This window comes from Leptospira wolbachii serovar Codice str. CDC (genome assembly GCF_000332515.2).
GTDB classification, from domain to species: domain Bacteria; phylum Spirochaetota; class Leptospiria; order Leptospirales; family Leptospiraceae; genus Leptospira_A; species Leptospira_A wolbachii.
This window is the reverse complement of record NZ_AOGZ02000014.1, coordinates 561,944-579,394: the sequence shown is the minus strand read 5'-3', so window position 1 is coordinate 579,394 and position 17,451 is coordinate 561,944. Positions and strand designations below refer to the sequence as shown.

The following is a 17,451-nucleotide window of genomic DNA, read 5'->3' as shown; positions in this document are numbered from 1 at the left end:
GACAAAAGAGGCAAGTCATGTCGCAAACAGTTTTTAAGAAACAGATATTTCCATTGGTGATTATCGTTTTTTTGCAGGTAGTTTTTACGCAAACCCTCTCAGCAAAAGTATCGCTCGTCACAAGTCTTCCTGATATCAAATACATTGCCGAACAAGTCGCAGGGGACAGAGCTGATGTTTCCGGAATGATTCGAGGAACCGATGATCCGCACTTTGTCATGACAAGGCCAGACTTTCTTGTGAAACTGAGTGAAGCTGATGTTCTTTGTGTGATTGGCCTTGATTTAGAAATTGGGTGGATTCCTTATCTCCAACAACAATCCCGCAATATCAAAATCCAAAAAGGACAACCTGGGTATTGTGATACTTCCTTTGGAGTGAAAATCCTCGGCGAACCTACGGTGATGATGGATCGTTCCATGGGGGATATGCATATCTATGGAAACCCGCATTATTGGAATGATCCGATCAATGCCATCCAAATGGCTCAAAATATAAAAAATGCTCTGACTCGTGTGGATCCTTTGAACGGGGAATACTACGAAGGGAATTTTAATACTTTCAAAAAACGTCTCATCCAACTCACTAAAGAAGAAATGAAAAAGATGGAACCTTACTTTGGACTAAAAGTGGCCGTTTTTCATGACCAATTTGTATATCTCGCCTCTCGTTTTAAATTCAATGCTAACTTAACCATAGAGGAACGGCCTGGTGTCCCACCTTCTGTCCGTTATATGGACCAGGTCATCAGTTATATGACAGCAGAAAAGATAAAAATTATCTTGATTGGTCCCTATCATAATCCAAAGTATGCAGAGTATGTGTCCTCAAAAGTACCAGGTTCTGTGGTTGTCACATTGCCGGTTTCTGTAGGTGGTAGCCCTGAAGCGCTTACTTACGAAGACACACTCCGGTTGATGTTACAAAAAATACGTGATGCAAGCGACAAAACCAAATAGCGTAGAAGGTTTCAAAACCTTTATCCATACTGATGCTTTATCTGTGGGTTACCGAAAGGAATTTCCTGTGGTATCCGACATCCATTTGCATATCTATTCCGGTAAAACCTATGCCCTTGTGGGCGGAAATGGTGCTGGGAAAACCACACTCTTTCGAACCTTAACCGATCTTTTACCTCCACTTTCGGGATCTATTTCTTTTTCCAAAGAAATCACAACATCCTACGTTCCCCAAGCAAAACGGATGTCTTTGGAATTCCCTTTGCGCGTGTTAGATGTACTCCTTATGCCTAAAAACATTGGGCTTAGTTTTTTTCCTAAAAAGAAATTTTCTGAAGAAGACATGGCACTGATTGAGCGAACGGGCGTTAGTTCTATTTTAAAAAAACAAATTTCTCTTTGTAGTGGGGGACAATTACAAAAAGTTCTTATCCTTCGTTCCCTTCTCACCAAGGCCAATTTAATATTTTTGGATGAACCTATGGATTCTTTGGATCACAATGCCAGAGAACTTTTCCAAACAGTTTTGTCCGAATACCTGCGTGAAGGAAATCGCTCCCTATTTTTTATCACTCATAGTTTGGAACATGATTGGGGATTTGGGTTTGACGAAGTTTTTGAAATAGACGAAGGAAAACTCTACAATATCACTAGTGGAGAACGGCCTCCTAACTGCCACCACCATGACTAATATTCTTTCTAGTTGGACTTTATTTTTACCACAGATGGTAGTGGGTAGCCTTGTCGGGGCACTTCTCTCGGTTCTTGGCATTTTAATTGTATTGCGAGGAATGACATTCTTTGGAGTGACCCTTTCTCAAGCGGTTACTTTTTCTGTCGCATTATCCTTGTTTATGGAGTGGCCAGGAGAAATTTTTCCTATTGTATTTTCTTGCATTTTGGTATTTCCGCTTTTGTATGTAAGAAAACTTCGTGGGATGAAAGAAGAGGTCATCCTCGGCATTCTCTTTGTATTTTTTTCCGCTGCCTCGCAAGTCATGTTGGCTCTGGGTGGGAATGTCCAGAACCACTTGATGGCCGCTTTTTTTGGGGATATTTTAACATCCCAAGTGCGGGCTGATTCGTTTGGAATTTATATCGCTGTTTTCTTTTTTATTCTCTATTTAAGTTTCTTTAGAAGATTTCTTTTTATCAGTTTTGATCGGGACGAATACAAAATCCAAGTAGGAAATCCTCTTCCTTTTGACTTACTATTTTATATCATCCTTGCGGCTTCCCTTACTGTGGCAGTGAACTTACTCGGAACTTTTTATAGCATTGCCCATTTGATTTTGCCAGTTTTTGCACTCCTTCCTCTCATCCGTTCTTTAAAACTTCTTACCATTGTTTGTGTTTTGTTTTCTGTATTTGCTACCATTTCCGGTTTTCTCATCTCCCTCGTTGGAATCGAACGAAATGGAGAACTGATTTACTTTCCTACTTCTTCCAGTATCATCCTTGTCCTTTGTGCTTTGGCTTTTTTTCTCCACTTGGTTCGATTCCTAACTACTTCCGTTTTTGCCAAAACTGTCCGATAGATATTCTGTGGAACTAATCCCCTGCAATACCTGTGGCCAAAATCGCTTCCGTCCCATTTATACCAAAGAAAGCCCACTGGGTGAGTCTTTTTCTATCGTTTCTTGTGAGTTTTGTGGGCTTGTGCAAGTAAACCCACAACCAACTTTCCTTGACGTAAAAAAATACTATGATGATTCTTATTTTACCCAAAGGACAGAACGTGGGTATGACAATTATTACTCCGACAAATTGCGTACCGAGATATCTCGGGTTTTTCAACTCAACCTAAATGATTTGGATTTTTTTTCCTGGGAAAAAAAGAGAATTAGTGAGTTACCTCCGGCAACAAAACTTTCTTCTTTGGACATTGGCTGTGCTGCAGGTTACTTTGTGGCTTATCAGAAAGATCGGGGTTATGATGCGTATGGAATTGAAATCGCGGATGGTCCCGTTCGTTTTGCACGCGAAACTTTAAAACTTAATATCTTTCAAGAGAACTTTCTGGATTGGGATGGGAACTTCCAAAACCAGTTTGATGTCATCACTCTTTGGGCTACTATTGAACACCTGCACAGGCCAAAAGAAACTTTGGAAAAAATTAAGAGCCATTTAAAACCAGGAGGAGTTCTTATCCTCTCTACTTGCCGGTACGGTCTACTTGCTAAACTGGCCGGACTTAAGTGGAGGTATTTGAATGTTCCCGAACACTTATATTATTATTCCTACCAAGGTTTAAAAAACCTGCTTTTGTCTTTAGGTTATTTTCACCCAGTTTCGTTCACTTACGGAAGTGGGATGACATCGCGCCCCGGAGCCCGATTTTTTTTCAAACTCCGGAAATGGATCATGGACCGTCTAGTGAAATGGCTTCAGTTAGGTGACATGATGGTCTATATGGTACAAAAGTAATTAACCTTCTAGAGACTTGAGTATATCCTCAACACAAAAGGCAACTACTTCGTCTAGTTCAGCCGTGGCATCTACAAAGATGGTCGACTCAGGCAAAATTGCCAAATAATTTTGGTAGATACGAGCCTGTTCGGAATCCTCATCAAATACCTCTTCGGCACCGCCGCGGCTTGTTCGACGTTCCTGTGCTTCTTCTGGAGAGAGATCTAAAAAGTACACTCTGTTCGGTTCAGGAAATCCTTTGTCTTCATTTCTGTATAAAATATCGGCAGCATGTTCTTCGTCCCTACCTTGGTAGGCGGCTGTCGAAAAGTAGTATCTATCTTGTATGACGGATTTACCACTCTTTAACGTTGGTAAGATGACGTCGTTCACGGAACATTCACGATCGGCAATGAAGGTTTCAATTTGTTCTTCTTTTGATAGTTTGAGTTTTCCTTGTACAAACTCTCTAATCTTTTTTCCGTGCACACTGTCTGTTGGTTCTCTATGCCAGAGGTTCGGGATGGATTTTGTTAGGAGCACTTCAGAAACCAAACGAGAGACGGTGGTTTTCCCGGAACCATCGATCCCTTCAAATACGAAGAACTGATTATTTTGGGGCATATCCCCTCCATTTTAAGAAAGGTCGTTTTTTCCTCGACTTATTTACTAAACTCGGCAATTTAGTCTAAGGAGCAAAAACATGAAAAAAATTTCGTCTATGCTGATCATTGCTTTTTTGGCTGTATTTATGATTAACTGTGCCTCTGAAGAAGTTAAACAAACGCCAGTTGTGGAAGAACCAAAACCTTCTAAAAAGCCAAAATTGGATGAGTCATTCAAAACAAAAGCTAGAGACATTAAGTAATTACTACTCAAAGCGGAAGCCATCCTGGGCAACTTGGGTGGTTTTTTTATACCATTTTGCTTAATCAATAAGCAGCAATCACATTTTTTCACATCCGTCGTTCCTAATTGCCCATTTAATGCGCATAATGCAGTAAAATTCCCTACAATGCTTACTGGTACCGATCTTGCAATATAAGATTGTATCCATCTATGATCACAGAAAGAGAAAGTCATAAATTCCTCCGCGAGTGGAAAGCTTGGTTGAGTGGCGGAACTCTCGTTCCTGTTTTCCAACCCATCCTCTCGTCAGAATCCACTGGTATTTACGGCTACGAACTACTCGGGCGTCTTTCCACACCGGAAGGACTAGTTAGTCTTGGAGAATTCTTTTTATCCCAAACCTTTGGTTACGATGAAATCTTTTTTCTCAAAAAACAAGTCGATGAAGAAATTCGTTTGGCTGCCTTACAAAAGTTCGCAAAAGAAGCACCACCCGAAACCAAGTTATTTTTAAACATTTCGCCGAACGTAATGTACCATGCTCTCTTACAGTTGGAAACTGCGCTTCCTCAGACCATTCAGATGGTAAGAGAGGTGGGTGTGGATCCTGAACGGATTGTCATTGAAATTACGGAAGAACGGTTTCCACACAACCTGGAACTTTTGCGGCCAGTGCTCAATATGTACAGGCAAGAAGGATTTTCCATAGCCGTCGATGATGCCGGTTCTGAAGCCAGTAACTTAGATCGGATTGGGCTTTTCCATCCAGAAATTATCAAAGTCGATTTACAGATGTTACGGAGGTCCACCTTCTCACGTAACTTCAAAGAAATTTTACTCAACTTGTCCAAGTTAGGTGAATCTCTCGGAAGTAGTCTTCTTTTTGAAGGGATTGAATCGGAGGATGAACTCTACAATGCTCTCAACTACGGGGCAAGATACATCCAAGGATTCTACTTTGCCAAACCGGAACCTTTTTTTGCCAAACGGTTTGAGTATCGAACAGAAATGCAATCCTCACTACAATACTTTCATGCTCGTAAACAAGGAGAGATGAACCGTCAGATTGAATGGGAGACCATCTGGAAGGACAAACTTTCTGAAATCATGATGGGGTTTACCGAAGAGAATGGAATTTGGGAATGGAAGGGTGGTTTTGAAACTAGTGTCTTTGGTGACGGAGATTTCTTTCGGATGTACATCACAAACCCACTTGGATTTCAGGTTTCTCCCAACTATTCCAGGGACCAATCGGGAAAAATGGAACCAGACTATTCTTTTTTGGGTAAAAACTGGTCTTTTCGGCCTTATTTTTTTGAACACCTTCACAAATCCAAAACCAGTCGGGATGCCTGGACTCTTTCGCAAATGTATCACGACATTTCGGAACGGATGATGTTGCGGACATTTGCGAGAAACCTCTCTGAAAATTTGATATTATTTATCGATGTAGTAGTTTCTCGTTCCTGAAAGGTTTTGCGAAAAACAGTCTCCGAATGGATACTGGTAAGAGCTATGGCAAAAATACAATTTTTGCAATTACCAGTACCTCCACCATCCTATTATGCTGCCACTGGAAATGTTCCTTTAGCAGCTGCTAGTTTGGCAAGTTGTCTAGAATCCAAAGAAGACCCAGTTCTTGGACTAAGTCCCTATGTGGTGTCTCCAGAAGATACGGATTCTTTGGGAGACAGGGAGCTCATTGATCGTATCACCAAAGAAGGTCCTGACTTTTTAGGACTCTCTCTCTATTTATGGAATACCGAACGTAGCCTTTACATTGCAAAAGAAGTAAAAAAACGAAATCCAGAAACGACCATCCTAATTGGTGGGCCTGAGGTCAATGAAGACAACCCTTATGTTTTAGGCGAAGGTGGTTATGACATTGCGGTATCGGGGGAAGCAGAACATAGTTTTCGCAACCTGATGCGCACGTTACTTTCTAAGTCTTCTTTGGAAGGATTGGATAATGTAGCTTACCGGAAGGAAAATGGAACTCTCACTTCCTTTGGAAAACAAAAAGCCGCGGACTTTCCTCTGACAGACTTTCCATCCCCTTATACAACGGGACATTTACGAGTGGATCCCAAACGTTCTACTTATTTAGAGACAGTGCGGGGTTGTAAGTCGCAGTGCACTTATTGTTTTTATCCTAAATCTTCACAAAACCTCCGCACCCTCGACATTCCAGAAACCATAAAGTTAATTTCAAACTTAAAAGAAAAGGGAGCTCGGGAGCTTGTATTCCTTGATCCTACTTTCAATCATAGACCTGGTTTTGAAAATTTTTTAGATGCGATTGCGGAAGTGAATTCGGATGGAAGTATGTCTATGTTTGCCGAATTACGTTCGGAAGGTGTGACTCCGAAACTAGCAACTAAACTTCGTAAGGCGGGATTCACTCGTGTGGAACTGGGACTTCAATCGGTAAACGAAGAAACTCTGAAACGTGTGAAACGTTTCGGTAGCCCCCATAAAGTCGCAGAAGTAGCAAAGATGCTTGCTGGCGAAGGGATGGAACTACTCCTTGATCTTATCATTGGACTTCCAGGTGACAAACCAGATGATGTGGAAAGGGGAATTCATTTCTTTTTAGAACATGGACTCGGTGAATGGGTGCAGGCTTTTCCTTTGTCTGTTCTTCCTGGAACTGCTATGCGTAGGGATGCCGAAAAAGAAGGGCTTTCTTTTATGCCAACGCCTCCTTATCGTATCATCCAAACTCCCACTTTTAGTGCCCGTGATTTAACAGAATCCTTGTTCTTTGCAGAGGACTTACTAGAACGCCGTTTGGATGAATTTCCAAGACCATTTTTATGTGCGGCTTTACAGAAGAAAAACGATCGTTTCGATTTGGTGTTAACGACATCCAGAAATCCGTCCAACTCCGAGATGAACCCAATAGAGGAAACCCATTCGGCCAGTTTGTCGGGGAGTCGCCATCACAGCATTTGGTTCCACACAGAAGATCTTTCGAATGACCTCAGCCGTATCCTTACTTTGATGAAGGAACGAATCACAGCCGAACCATTTTGCACCATTGATTTTGTTTTGCCCTTGGTTTCTGTTCCGAAACCCCAAGAGACAGAACGACTCGTTTCCCTTCTCGAAACTCAAAGGAACTCTTATCTTTCTCGAACACTCGCTCACAGAGGAGAGAACCTCCAACACCGTTTGGTTTTTGTCTTCGATGGAAACCATTTGGAACTAAAAAATTGGAGAGATGGGGAATTGAATTCCACTTCTTATTTAATTTACGAAAGAATTCCTACGAATAGAATCCAAAAATTAAATCCATCCCAAGAAGCATTTTACTTAGTGGAAGGTGAGGAAATCGATGGCTCAGACTTTGATTTTCTAAAAGAAGAAATGGATCCAGAAGCCATCACCTTTTCTTCCAGAAAATTAGAAGAGAGATGGTCCGTGGAAGTTCTTGGTTACGGCGAACTATAGTTTACTATTTGTGATTTTGTTTGCGAAAAAATTCTACGTTTTCTAAAAATCTTTTTTTCTCACCAGAACGAGAAGAGTGACCAGCAATTGCAAGGCCGACTGTTAGGTGGCCTTCTTCGTTTTTGGTAATGGTTTTGATCGTTCCAAATGCAGTGAGGGGAGATTGCATTTTAAAGAAAATATCAAACTGGAATCCCGAAAGTTTGGGAAGGCTTTTGATTAAATCGGGATGGTCGACAATGACTTTTAGCCCCCCTTCGGATATATCAATGACCGGAAACTTTCCATCGGATTTGATCATATTCGAATTACGGATCCGATCCACCATTTCGAAACAAATTGTTTTCATCTCCATGGCTTTCAGTAAATCAAAGGTTTCTGTTTTACTTTGCATTTGGATGTAACCAATAGGAATGGACTCTTCATCATCAGTTAAGTAAAGGATCGGAAGGATGAGTTCTGATTTGATTTTTTGGTTACGTTTGTTATTGATTTCTTTATCTATATCTTCTTCGATTTCTTCCGAAAATACCAAAAAATCTTCGTTAGGTGATGTTTCGTAACATTTCCTATCTGTGGCATCTTCCAGTAGCAGGCCTTTTTTGGTTTTTTTGATTTGGCGGATGATTTCTGAATCTTCGCTAGAGTTAAAGGTCGCAATTTTGATAAAATCAACTGAGTCTTTTAGTTTGGTTTCATAGTCCTGAAAGTTCACTTTCACGGCAGTGGGGACGTGGAACATATCCGTCTCGATTTTTGCCTTACTGGAAACCACATTGGTGATCCATGCGGAACCTGGAGGAACAGGGATTCTCGAACTTTCCCTATCTTTTTTGGCAATGGCAATTTTGTCTAAATGGAGTACGTATTGAGATTCCGCCTTTTCTTGTTCGACGGTGCATTCTAGATGTAGGTATCTGCCCAAGATTTTATAGAGAGTCACTTTTTGGCCCACGGAGAGGGTCAAGGGAGGGCGTACGTTGATTAGGACTTTGTTTCCATCCGCTGAAACTTTTTTTAGAAAACAACTTTCCCCGGAATGGATATTGTCCTTTAGACTTAATTCTTGGTTTAATAAAAATTTCGTCAAAACATGGAGCTTTTTTTCTTTGTCGGAAAAAACGTCCAAAGATCGCTTACTTCTTTCTAGGGTTTCCATAAAAGGTCGTGTTACTTACTATTATCGGACGAATTTCTCCTGAAATTCTCTTGCAAGGAGAGTTTTCTTACCTAAAGTAGAAAAAGGAAGGATAATTATGTCAAATCACCCCCTACCAGGATCGGAGCTTCTCGATGGAGTCAGTGGACAAGAGCTCTTCTCGGTCAACATGGGACTCACGTATCGTGACTTTTTAGTATTACCCGGTTTTATAGACTTTAACCCTAGTGATGTAGAACTAGAAACCAAACTTTCCAAAAATATTTCACTCAAAAGACCACTCATGAGCTCGCCCATGGACACAGTTACTGAGTCTGAGATGGCAATTGCGCAAGCACTCATGGGTGGAATAGGAATTATACATTATAACAACAGTATCGATGAACAGGTGGACCTGGTTCGCAAAGTTAAACGATATGAAAATGGATTCATTAAGGATCCCATCCTTCTCTCACCAGAACATACGGTTGCTGATTTAGATGCAGTAAAAGAAAAATATGGATTCAGTGGAATTCCGATCACTGAAAATGGAACTGCTGGATCCAAGTTAGTTGGTATCGTCACCAACCGCGATGTAGATTTTGAAAAAGATCGTAATGTCAAACTAGGTAAGGTGATGACTACAGAACTAATCACAGCAAATGTTGGGATTAGTTTACTCGAAGCGAACGATATTCTCCGCACTAGCAAAAAAGGAAAACTTCCGATTGTGGACAAACAAGGAAAACTTGTGGCTCTTATCTGTCGCAGTGACCTGAAAAAAAATAAAGAATTCCCTCAGTCCTCAAAAGATGATCAAAAACGACTCCGAGTAGGTGCGGCCCTTTCCACCTTACCTGAGTCACGCGAACGAATGGCAGCTCTTGCAGGTGTTGGAGTGGACGCCATTATCATTGATTCTGCACAAGGAAACTCTAGTTACCAAATGGAAATGATCCAATGGATCAAATCCAATTTCCCAAGTATCGATGTCATCGGCGGAAACGTCGTGACTAAAGCACAAGCAGCAAACCTTATTGCAGCGGGTGCGGACGGACTTCGAATTGGTATGGGTCCTGGATCCATTTGTATCACACAAGATACAATGGCAGTCGGTCGTGCTCAGGCCACAGCCGTATTCAAAACAGCGGAGTATGCGCAAGCACATGGAGTTCCTGTGATTGCCGATGGAGGAATTTCCAATATTGGAGATATTGCCAATGCTCTTGCGATTGGTGCTTCTATGTGTATGATGGGTTCTATGTTTGCCGGAACAAAAGAAGCTCCGGGTGAGTATTTTTATGAAAATGGAATTCGTCTAAAGAAATATAGAGGAATGGCAAGTTTAGAAGCAATGAGTAAAGGTGGAGACAAACGGTATTTCTCTGAATCACAAAAGATCAAAGTGGCACAAGGTGTTTCTGGATATGTTGTGGATAAAGGTTCCGTTTTAAACCTCATTCCTTACTTGGTGCAAGGACTCAGACAAAGTTTTCAAGATATGGGATTCCGAAACATTCCAGACATTCATAAAGCTTTGCGGGAAGGAAAACTTCGTTTCGAACGAAGGACAGAATCGGCCCAAGCACAAGGTAGTGTTCATGGATTGTATTCTTATACAAAACCTTCTATGCGCGCGGAATAAAAATCATACATGCGTAAAATTTGGATTCTATTACTTTTTGTTAGTTTTGTTTCGATAGAGGCTCAAGGGTCACCTGATGCCAGTTTGTCGGCGCAAGAACTTTTGGCAAGGCTTGATCGGGAAATGGATTTCGGAAAGGGTCTTGTTAAAGGGACTTACGTCCTCATCCGTCGGAACGGAACTTCGGAAACTTGGAAGATCAATCGGTTTTTCAATGGGGAAGATGCTCTCCTCCTATTCGATAGAAAAGGTCGAGGACTGGAATCCAAACTTTTAACAAAAGACGAAGGGGAAAATGTATTTTTCTTCAATGTTCTCAGTGCCAAACTCTTTCGAAAAACAGATGATGAAAAGTATGAAGCACTGATGGGAACTGGGTTTTTCTATGTGGATCTTTCTGGGTATTCCTATCAGGCCAATTACAACCCACTTGTGAATGCTGATTTGGAAATTGGTGGAGAAGTGTATTACCGCATTTCTCTAAAACCCATCCTTCCATACTTTTATAAAAAGTTAGTTTTACTCGTTGGTAAAAAAGATTTAAAACCCTACCGCGTTGACTTTCATGATCGGGATGGAATTTTATTCAAAACTTTGAACTTAAAATACGGGCCTGTAAAAGTTAAAGAAACTTCTGGAAAGGTAGAAGAGATTCAAAAAGCCTCTCGGCTCGAGATGTTAGATTTGAATACAGGTAGTATCACTGTTTGGGAAATTCAAGAAGTGGATAAATCAGTGAATCCTGATGCTTCTTTGTTTGCTGTTGATAACTTAAGCCGTTAAACCCTTGTTAGAGCCTGGTCTCATTCTCTTTCGCACTGGATTTTCACCAAAACCTACAATCGTTCTTTCTCCGGAAGAGTTGGCTCACCTTCGGGCCTTACGACTCAGCAAAGAGGAGACAACCGTCCAAATTCGGGATGGTGTGGGCGGTCTTTATGATTACCAGTTCTCTCCTCATTTAAAAGAATTAAAATTCATAAACCAAACTCATTACCCAAGGAAAACTGAACGTAAAACGGTAGCCATTGCCCTTCCGAAAGGAAATCGGTTTGATTTTTTTTTACAGAAGGTAACGGAGATTGGTCTTGATGCTGTAGTTTTTCTTGTTTTTCGGCATTCCATTCGCAAAGAATTCAATTTGGATCGTGCTGAAAAAATAGTTAAGGAAGCAGCAGCCCAGTCTAAACAAACCGAGCTACTTACACTTTCGATTGAGTCGGCGAATGATTGGATGAATGCACATAAAGATAGTTTGGTGGTTTTCCATCCGCATAGATCAGAGGTCTTTCAAGCCAACCGACTGATAAATAAGATTCCTGTGATTGGACCCGAGGGGGGATTTCATACCGATGAGGAAGAATGGATGGAAAAAAACCAGATCCCAAGGCTTACTCTTCCCGGTGGGGTGCTCCGTACAGAAACGGCAGGCATTGTCGCCGCCAGTTTCCTTGTGTATGGAACTTAAATTCTAGAGAAAAAACTTCTGTTTACTATTTGTTCGTAAGTAAAAGTAAAGTGGTCGATAGGTTACAATTTGTAGAGCAAGCGCTAAAACAAGTGGAAGCTGCAGGGTAATTCACCCCAGTCACGTCTGGATACTTGGCAGCGCAGTCGGCATTACAAGCTTCTAAACTCCCACCTGTACAACTAATTAGGAAAGTAAACAGGTTTCTTTCCAGGGTTTTGTCTTGTCTTTTTTGACAAGATGTAGAGAAGATCATGACAAAACACAATACAGCCAAAACTAACAAACGATTCATATTCCTAAACTCCGTTCTCCCTGCATTTCGTCAATCGGTTCGTAAAAATCTTGACCCTTGTGACTTTTCCTATGCATTGGATGAGATCCTACTATGTCAGACGGTTCTAAAAAGGTTTTAGAAAAAAAAGCGCACGGAGAATTTGAATTTACCGCTTATGGGGAATTCTTGTCTTATTTCCACGCCCATATCGATATTTTCAAAAAACTTCTCAAAGCCCGTAAAATGGATCCAGCCAAAGTGGAAGAGGTCGCAAAACAGATCAAATCCTACATGACTGGGAATATCAAAAAGACCGATCAGTTCTTTGAACACCTGCCTCAATTTGCGACCATGTTAGGCGTTCCTCAAAATGAAGTTTCTACTTATTTAAATTCTAATTTTATCGAAGTTCTAAATAAAGTACAAGAAAAACTAAAGGCCCAGGAGTTAGACAAACTCACCAATGCACCAGCTCCTAGTTTTTCCTCTGTAGCAGAAGAAATCGTAGAACGATTGCAAGTCACTCATCCCACGGATTTTGTTTTTGTACAAAAAGGAATATTGACTGTTCTGGAAAACCCTTTGACTGGCGAGATCATTGAACCCAAAGGCCTTATGGCAGAATCGGCCAAAGCAGCTTTGGCGATGCCTTCCAGTGCGGAATCAGAAAAAGAACCTGCATCACTTACTGATGCCTTGGCTGTTGCCAACGCTCCTCCTGTACCTGTTGCTAAAAAACAATCCCTCATTCCCGACAGAGATAAATCCATTCTATTGGAAATTGTAGAGACCTTTGCTGAGTCTCTCACTGGCGAACTCTTAGAAGTAAGAATTGGCCCTGACCCCAAAGACAACCCCCTTCCAGAACCAACTTCAAAAAACGCACCTTCCACTTCTTCGGAAGAATATGAAATTGAAGATTTGGAGTTTGATGATTCGGATTCTTCTGCAAGTGGATCCAATGATTCCAATGCAAATACGGAAGATGACGACTTTTCTCAGGACATCGATGTTGATTTTGAAGAACCTGAGTCCGTAATTCCGATAGATCCAAACCTTGCAAGACTAGAGGCCTTTGGTGTAAAAGAATTTATGGATCTTGTGCAAACCATCACGGGGTACCAAACGAAAGCTGACCAAGTGGGATACCAAAACTGGTTACGTGGTCTTTCTGAATTTGAGAAGGCAGTAGTTTCTTTACGCACTCAAGTACTCAAAGAACAGAAAAATGAACCTGTCGATTGGAATTCTTTGTTCCAAATGATGAGCTCCAAATCTGATTTAAGCCGAGAGGTTTTGGTTGGAACTGTTAAAAAAATAAAGAATTTTCAGATCATCAAACTTACGTTAGATCGTATGATTCAGGAGTTTAAAAAAGGAAGTCCTGAATTTATGCAAATGGTAAAGATGGCTTGGCCTCATATCCAAAAATCATTTTTTGAAGTTCCCAATTACACACAAGTGCAAACACTTCTGAAAGGGATTTTGTCTCGAGTGAATGACGAAAACCATAAGAGAGATTTTTCTAAAATCTTTACTATGGCACTCAATTTTATCCAATCCAAATTTCAGGTTTAACAGATGTCAGGAGGGAATTTCTCTCTTCGGTTCCTTACCCCATCTTTTCAAATTGGAATTTTCCTGATTCTTTCTTTTTTTCCTAGTTTTTTTATCATTTCAGAATCGAATTCTAAAGTCATACTGGATCCGTTATTACAAAGGGCGTGGATTTCTGATGCGGAAGAAGAGGAGAGCCGTAGTTTCCATCGATTCCTTTCTGAATTCAAAAACAAACAATCCACAGTCAAAAAAAAAGACGCACATGGCAGAAACTATTTAGTCTCCCCATCAGGACAAATGCGTTTTCTTATCGATGATGAATACTATAAAGAATTTCCAGTTGAGGATGAAGCCGATATTGCTGCCAAGGAACTAGAGGCTTTGTATGAGGTTCGTAAAGAAAAAGAAGCAGTATTTCTTGGAAAAGGGATTCATCTCTGTTACCGATTGAAACTAGAAACCGACCCTGGCTTTTTTCCGAATTGGCTTGTTCGTTCCAATGAAATTACCAACAGAGCAGCCAATGAATGGTCAGACCAAACCATCCCTTTAGATTTGGTGAGTGAACCTTTTGGATGTTATGTGGGAAAATCAAAACCCAAAGACCAACTGGTTTTAGAGTCCGAATCCTTTCGTTACCGGATTCGATTTTCCTCGAAACTCCGTTATGAGGGACTATTTGGAGATCGACTGGGAATTTATGGCGAAAACAGAGATTCCATTTATCGAATGGTACGTTTTGTACAGTTTCTATCTAACTACCTTCCGGCCGGTCAAACCGAATGGGATGAAGCCTTAAAACTACAAACCTCTGGAAAAAAAAAGAAAAATCTTCCTAAAATTATTTTATCCATTGGTTCTAGTTTTGATAAAACAAGGCCACTACGTGATACCAAAAATTACTTTCGATTTTGGGATTCCATGCGTTCTCTCACACCTACCCAAATCCGAAAGTTGGGTTATAAAAGGACAGAATCAAAATCGGAGTATTTGAGTGAGTGGACCGAGGTGGATGAAATTGGAAATACAGTTGAAATGGAAATGAAAGAGTATTATCTTTATAACGCACCTCGTGGATACTTTCTTTCCTTGTCTTATCCCAAAAGGGAAAAGGAAACAGCAGACCTCTATTGGCAAACCATTCGCAGTTCATTTGAAGTAAAGGAGTAATGGATGTTTGTTGGTTTCGTTGAAAATCAAAGTCGGAAAAAACCGGAGCCTAATGAAGAACCCGCTTCTTCCTTTTTTATATTTTGGACAGGACTTTCTCTTATTTTGGGATTTGGTATTTTTTTACTCCCCTTCGGAGCCTTCTTCCCACTCTCCATTTCTGTTTGGGCCATCCTACTTTTATTTTTACCTGTTTTGTTTTTAGGAATCTTACTTTCCAAGAAGGCCGGTCTCAAAATCCTATTGGCTGTTTTTTTGTCCTTACTTGCGGGAGGAAATTCCGTTTTGTTTTTGGGAGATTCTATTGGTTATAGTTTAGGGATCACTGCAAAAATGGAAGTCCTGCCCGAAGAGGTGTCTCATTACCTTAACTACCGTTACTTGTATCTCCGCGATTTTTATTTAGATGATGTCGATGCGGGAGAATTTCGTTCACCGCTTCTCGTTCGGCGTAGGTCAGGAGGAGTTGTGTATGGACCGGTAATCCGGTTCCAATACAAACGGATTCGTTCTGTTTCAGGTAAGGAAATCAAACCTTCGTTATATGCCCTTTGTTATTCTAAAGAGGATAGTAAATGCCACCTTTCTAGTTTGTTTTCGGGAGGAGTGGTTTTACAAGATCCCATCTGGGATGGGGAGGAGCTACCTTTAGCCAAAGACTCAGTGTTTCTTGTTTGGCGAGGATCTTTGGATTCCGAATTTTTTACTAAGGGAATTTTTTCTATTTTGTTTTTTATTTTTCTTATTTTGGTTTGGGCTCTTGTAGTTTATTTTCCGACTTGGAAGGAGTAAAAAAACTTAATCTTTTCTTAATGTCTTAACCTGTTGCCTTAAGCCGGTGGCTCTTTACCTTCAGAGTAAACCATGAGAGAATTTACTTATGGTTGAGTTACTCTATTTCCCCTTTTTTGTTGGGCTACTGATACTAGTTTCACCCTTTGTCGGCTACTATATGGCTTTTGTATTAAATGCAAAAGTTTTACCGTTTGAATCATTATTCAATCGTTTCCTTTATTCCGGTGATCCCCCCTCGCAAACTCCAAAACAATACTTAAGCAGTATGTTTGTGTTTCATCTTCTAGGAGGAGTGATCTTATTTTTGATCCTAAAATATCAAAATATTTTACCAATGAATCCACTCGGTATTTCGGGAATGGATTGGGATTTGGCCTTAAACACAACCATTTCCTTTATCACAAATACAAATTGGCAGGCATATTCTGGTGAGAGTCAACTTAGTAATTTTTCGCAAATGTTAGGACTCACTCCGCAAAATTTTCTTAGTGCAGGGGTTGGAATATCAATATTAACATTCGTAAGTCGATCGATGGTAGCTTCTTCGACACTTAAGTTTGGGAATTTTTGGCAGGATTTATTCCGTTCTACCTTTTATATACTTCTACCCATTTCGTTTTTTGTTGCCATTCTTTTGGTGGGTCAGGGTGTCATTCAATCCTTCCAAGAGCCAATACAAGCTTTGGGAATCGATGGATCACCGCAGACCGTTCCTATGGGACCTGCTGCTTCTCAAATTGCAATCAAACAAATTGGTACCAATGGGGGTGGATTTTTCGGCGTAAATAGTGCTCATCCTTTTGAGAATCCAACACCTATATCAAACTTCATTCAAATGTTTTCGATTCTCTTTTTGCCAGCTTCTTGCGTATTTTTATACGGCAAAATCACAAATTCATTTCGCCATGCTTGGGTAATTTTCTTTGTGATGTTGGCTTTTTTTATACTAGGTTTTGTTTGTGTTTTCTATTCAGAATGGAACAATCCCGGTTTTTGGGAGGGTAAAGAGACCAGGTTTACCTTAACTGAATCCACCCTTTGGTTATCGTCTACAACGGCTGCTTCCAATGGATCTGTCAATTCTATGCATGATAGTTATTCGCCTTTAGCGGGAGGGATTGCTATTTTTCAGATGATGTTAGGTGAGATTATCTTTGGGGGAGTTGGCACAGGTATGTATGGAATGTTTTTATTTCTAATACTCACAGTGTTTTTGTCAGGGCTCATGACTGGTCGGACTCCCGAATATTTTGGGAAGAAAATAGGAAGTTATGAAATTAAATGGACTCTATTTGGAATCCTGGCACCTACCGTTTGTATTTTAGTCGGAACTACAATCACGATATTTCTAGAATCTGGTTATACCGCCAAGGGGCCTCATGCTTTATCGCAAATACTATATGCTTATAGTTCGGCTTCTGGCAATAACGGATCAGCGTTCGCAGGTTTCTCAGCTGATTCCCTTTGGGGAAATTTATCTCTCGGATTTTCTATGTTAGTTGGACGGTTTAGCGTGATTTATGCGGTAGTTTTTGTGGCAGGGAGTTTAGGTGGAAAAATTACGACTAAAGCTACTGATGGAAACTTTAAATCAGATACTTTGTTATTCGGAGTTTTGGTTTTCAGTGTGATTTTGATCGTTTGTGGTTTGTCATTTTTCCCCGTTTTAGCGCTGGGTCCCATCTTGGAGCAGTTGCTGATAGGGAAGGGAATTTTCTTTTAAGAGGA

The 17,451-nt window shown here is 40.6% G+C and carries 17 protein-coding genes; 14 read left to right on the top strand and 3 right to left on the bottom strand.

Annotated elements, in window-relative coordinates; all coding sequences use genetic code 11:
* Positions 1 to 17 precede the first annotated feature (17 nt).
* The 4 genes from LEP1GSC195_RS08255 to LEP1GSC195_RS08240 are packed head-to-tail and all read left to right on the top strand — an operon-like array spanning position 18 to position 3,386.
* On the top strand, positions 18 to 959 hold the full coding sequence (locus LEP1GSC195_RS08255; RefSeq protein ID WP_015681643.1) for a metal ABC transporter substrate-binding protein: 942 nt from the start codon (positions 18 to 20) through the stop codon (positions 957 to 959).
* Positions 937 to 1,650: a metal ABC transporter ATP-binding protein gene (locus LEP1GSC195_RS08250; protein ID WP_015682743.1), complete on the top strand. Its 714-nt coding sequence runs from the start codon at positions 937 to 939 to the stop codon at positions 1,648 to 1,650. Before LEP1GSC195_RS08255 ends, LEP1GSC195_RS08250 begins: the two co-directional genes overlap by 23 nt.
* Positions 1,643 to 2,497: a metal ABC transporter permease gene (locus tag LEP1GSC195_RS08245; protein WP_015680660.1), complete on the top strand. Its 855-nt coding sequence runs from the start codon at positions 1,643 to 1,645 to the stop codon at positions 2,495 to 2,497. The genes LEP1GSC195_RS08250 and LEP1GSC195_RS08245 overlap by 8 nt, the downstream gene beginning before the upstream one ends.
* A 7-nt stretch (positions 2,498 to 2,504) precedes the next feature.
* Complete coding sequence (locus LEP1GSC195_RS08240; RefSeq protein ID WP_015681139.1) at positions 2,505 to 3,386, top strand: class I SAM-dependent methyltransferase; 882 nt, start codon at positions 2,505 to 2,507, stop codon at positions 3,384 to 3,386.
* Here LEP1GSC195_RS08240 and tmk read toward each other — a convergent pair whose 3' ends face one another.
* Positions 3,387 to 3,992 (bottom strand): dTMP kinase, encoded by a 606-nt coding sequence (gene tmk / locus LEP1GSC195_RS08235; protein ID WP_015681243.1) that lies wholly within the window; start codon positions 3,990 to 3,992, stop codon positions 3,387 to 3,389. It lies immediately after the preceding gene.
* A gap of 79 nt (positions 3,993 to 4,071) precedes the next feature.
* On the opposite strand from tmk, the gene LEP1GSC195_RS19830 reads away from it, so the two are divergent.
* The 3 genes from LEP1GSC195_RS19830 to LEP1GSC195_RS08225 all read left to right on the top strand — a co-directional run bounded on the left by LEP1GSC195_RS19830 (position 4,072) and on the right by LEP1GSC195_RS08225 (position 7,670).
* Positions 4,072 to 4,236 carry a hypothetical protein gene (locus LEP1GSC195_RS19830; RefSeq protein WP_015681875.1) on the top strand — a complete coding sequence of 55 codons (165 nt, stop codon included), beginning with the start codon at positions 4,072 to 4,074 and terminating at the stop codon, positions 4,234 to 4,236.
* A 191-nt stretch (positions 4,237 to 4,427) separates the two neighbouring features.
* Entirely contained in the window at positions 4,428 to 5,687 is a 1,260-nt protein-coding gene (locus LEP1GSC195_RS08230; protein WP_015680882.1) for an EAL domain-containing protein, read from the top strand.
* 45 nt (positions 5,688 to 5,732) lie between these two features.
* On the top strand, positions 5,733 to 7,670 hold the full coding sequence (locus tag LEP1GSC195_RS08225) for a B12-binding domain-containing radical SAM protein (protein WP_015681417.1): 1,938 nt from the start codon (positions 5,733 to 5,735) through the stop codon (positions 7,668 to 7,670).
* Positions 7,671 to 7,674: 4 nt separating this feature from the next.
* On the opposite strand, the gene LEP1GSC195_RS08220 is transcribed toward LEP1GSC195_RS08225, so the two are convergent.
* Positions 7,675 to 8,829, bottom strand: a complete 1,155-nt coding sequence (locus LEP1GSC195_RS08220; RefSeq protein WP_015681522.1) for a DUF1577 domain-containing protein — start codon at positions 8,827 to 8,829, stop codon at positions 7,675 to 7,677.
* Between the two features lie 97 nt (positions 8,830 to 8,926).
* Here LEP1GSC195_RS08220 and guaB point away from each other — a divergent pair, with 97 nt between their 5' ends.
* Genes guaB through LEP1GSC195_RS08205 form a run of 3 tightly spaced genes read left to right on the top strand, consistent with a single transcriptional unit; the run spans position 8,927 to position 11,921 of the window.
* Positions 8,927 to 10,453 carry an IMP dehydrogenase gene (gene guaB, locus LEP1GSC195_RS08215; protein WP_015681191.1) on the top strand — a complete coding sequence of 509 codons (1,527 nt, stop codon included), beginning with the start codon at positions 8,927 to 8,929 and terminating at the stop codon, positions 10,451 to 10,453.
* Positions 10,454 to 10,462: 9 nt separating this feature from the next.
* On the top strand, positions 10,463 to 11,236 hold the full coding sequence (locus tag LEP1GSC195_RS08210; RefSeq protein WP_015681085.1) for an outer membrane lipoprotein-sorting protein: 774 nt from the start codon (positions 10,463 to 10,465) through the stop codon (positions 11,234 to 11,236).
* A 4-nt stretch (positions 11,237 to 11,240) separates the two neighbouring features.
* Positions 11,241 to 11,921 carry a 16S rRNA (uracil(1498)-N(3))-methyltransferase gene (locus tag LEP1GSC195_RS08205; protein ID WP_015680708.1) on the top strand — a complete coding sequence of 227 codons (681 nt, stop codon included), beginning with the start codon at positions 11,241 to 11,243 and terminating at the stop codon, positions 11,919 to 11,921.
* A gap of 25 nt (positions 11,922 to 11,946) precedes the next feature.
* Here the strand turns inward: LEP1GSC195_RS08205 and LEP1GSC195_RS19505 are convergent, their stop codons facing one another.
* A complete protein-coding gene (locus tag LEP1GSC195_RS19505; RefSeq protein ID WP_232227735.1) occupies positions 11,947 to 12,216 on the bottom strand; it encodes a hypothetical protein in 270 nt (89 codons plus the stop codon).
* Between the two features lie 93 nt (positions 12,217 to 12,309).
* On the opposite strand from LEP1GSC195_RS19505, the gene LEP1GSC195_RS08200 reads away from it, so the two are divergent.
* The 4 genes from LEP1GSC195_RS08200 (at position 12,310) to kdpA (ending at position 17,446) form a co-directional block, all read left to right on the top strand.
* Positions 12,310 to 13,776 carry a hypothetical protein gene (locus tag LEP1GSC195_RS08200; protein WP_015682016.1) on the top strand — a complete coding sequence of 489 codons (1,467 nt, stop codon included), beginning with the start codon at positions 12,310 to 12,312 and terminating at the stop codon, positions 13,774 to 13,776.
* A gap of 3 nt (positions 13,777 to 13,779) precedes the next feature.
* Positions 13,780 to 14,928, top strand: a complete 1,149-nt coding sequence (locus tag LEP1GSC195_RS08195) for an LIC10775 family protein (protein ID WP_015681899.1) — start codon at positions 13,780 to 13,782, stop codon at positions 14,926 to 14,928.
* Positions 14,929 to 14,931: 3 nt separating this feature from the next.
* A complete protein-coding gene (locus tag LEP1GSC195_RS08190; RefSeq protein WP_015682418.1) occupies positions 14,932 to 15,720 on the top strand; it encodes a hypothetical protein in 789 nt (262 codons plus the stop codon).
* An 88-nt stretch (positions 15,721 to 15,808) separates the two neighbouring features.
* Entirely contained in the window at positions 15,809 to 17,446 is a 1,638-nt protein-coding gene (gene kdpA / locus LEP1GSC195_RS08185) for a potassium-transporting ATPase subunit KdpA (protein ID WP_015680627.1), read from the top strand.
* Positions 17,447 to 17,451: the final 5 nt, after the last annotated feature.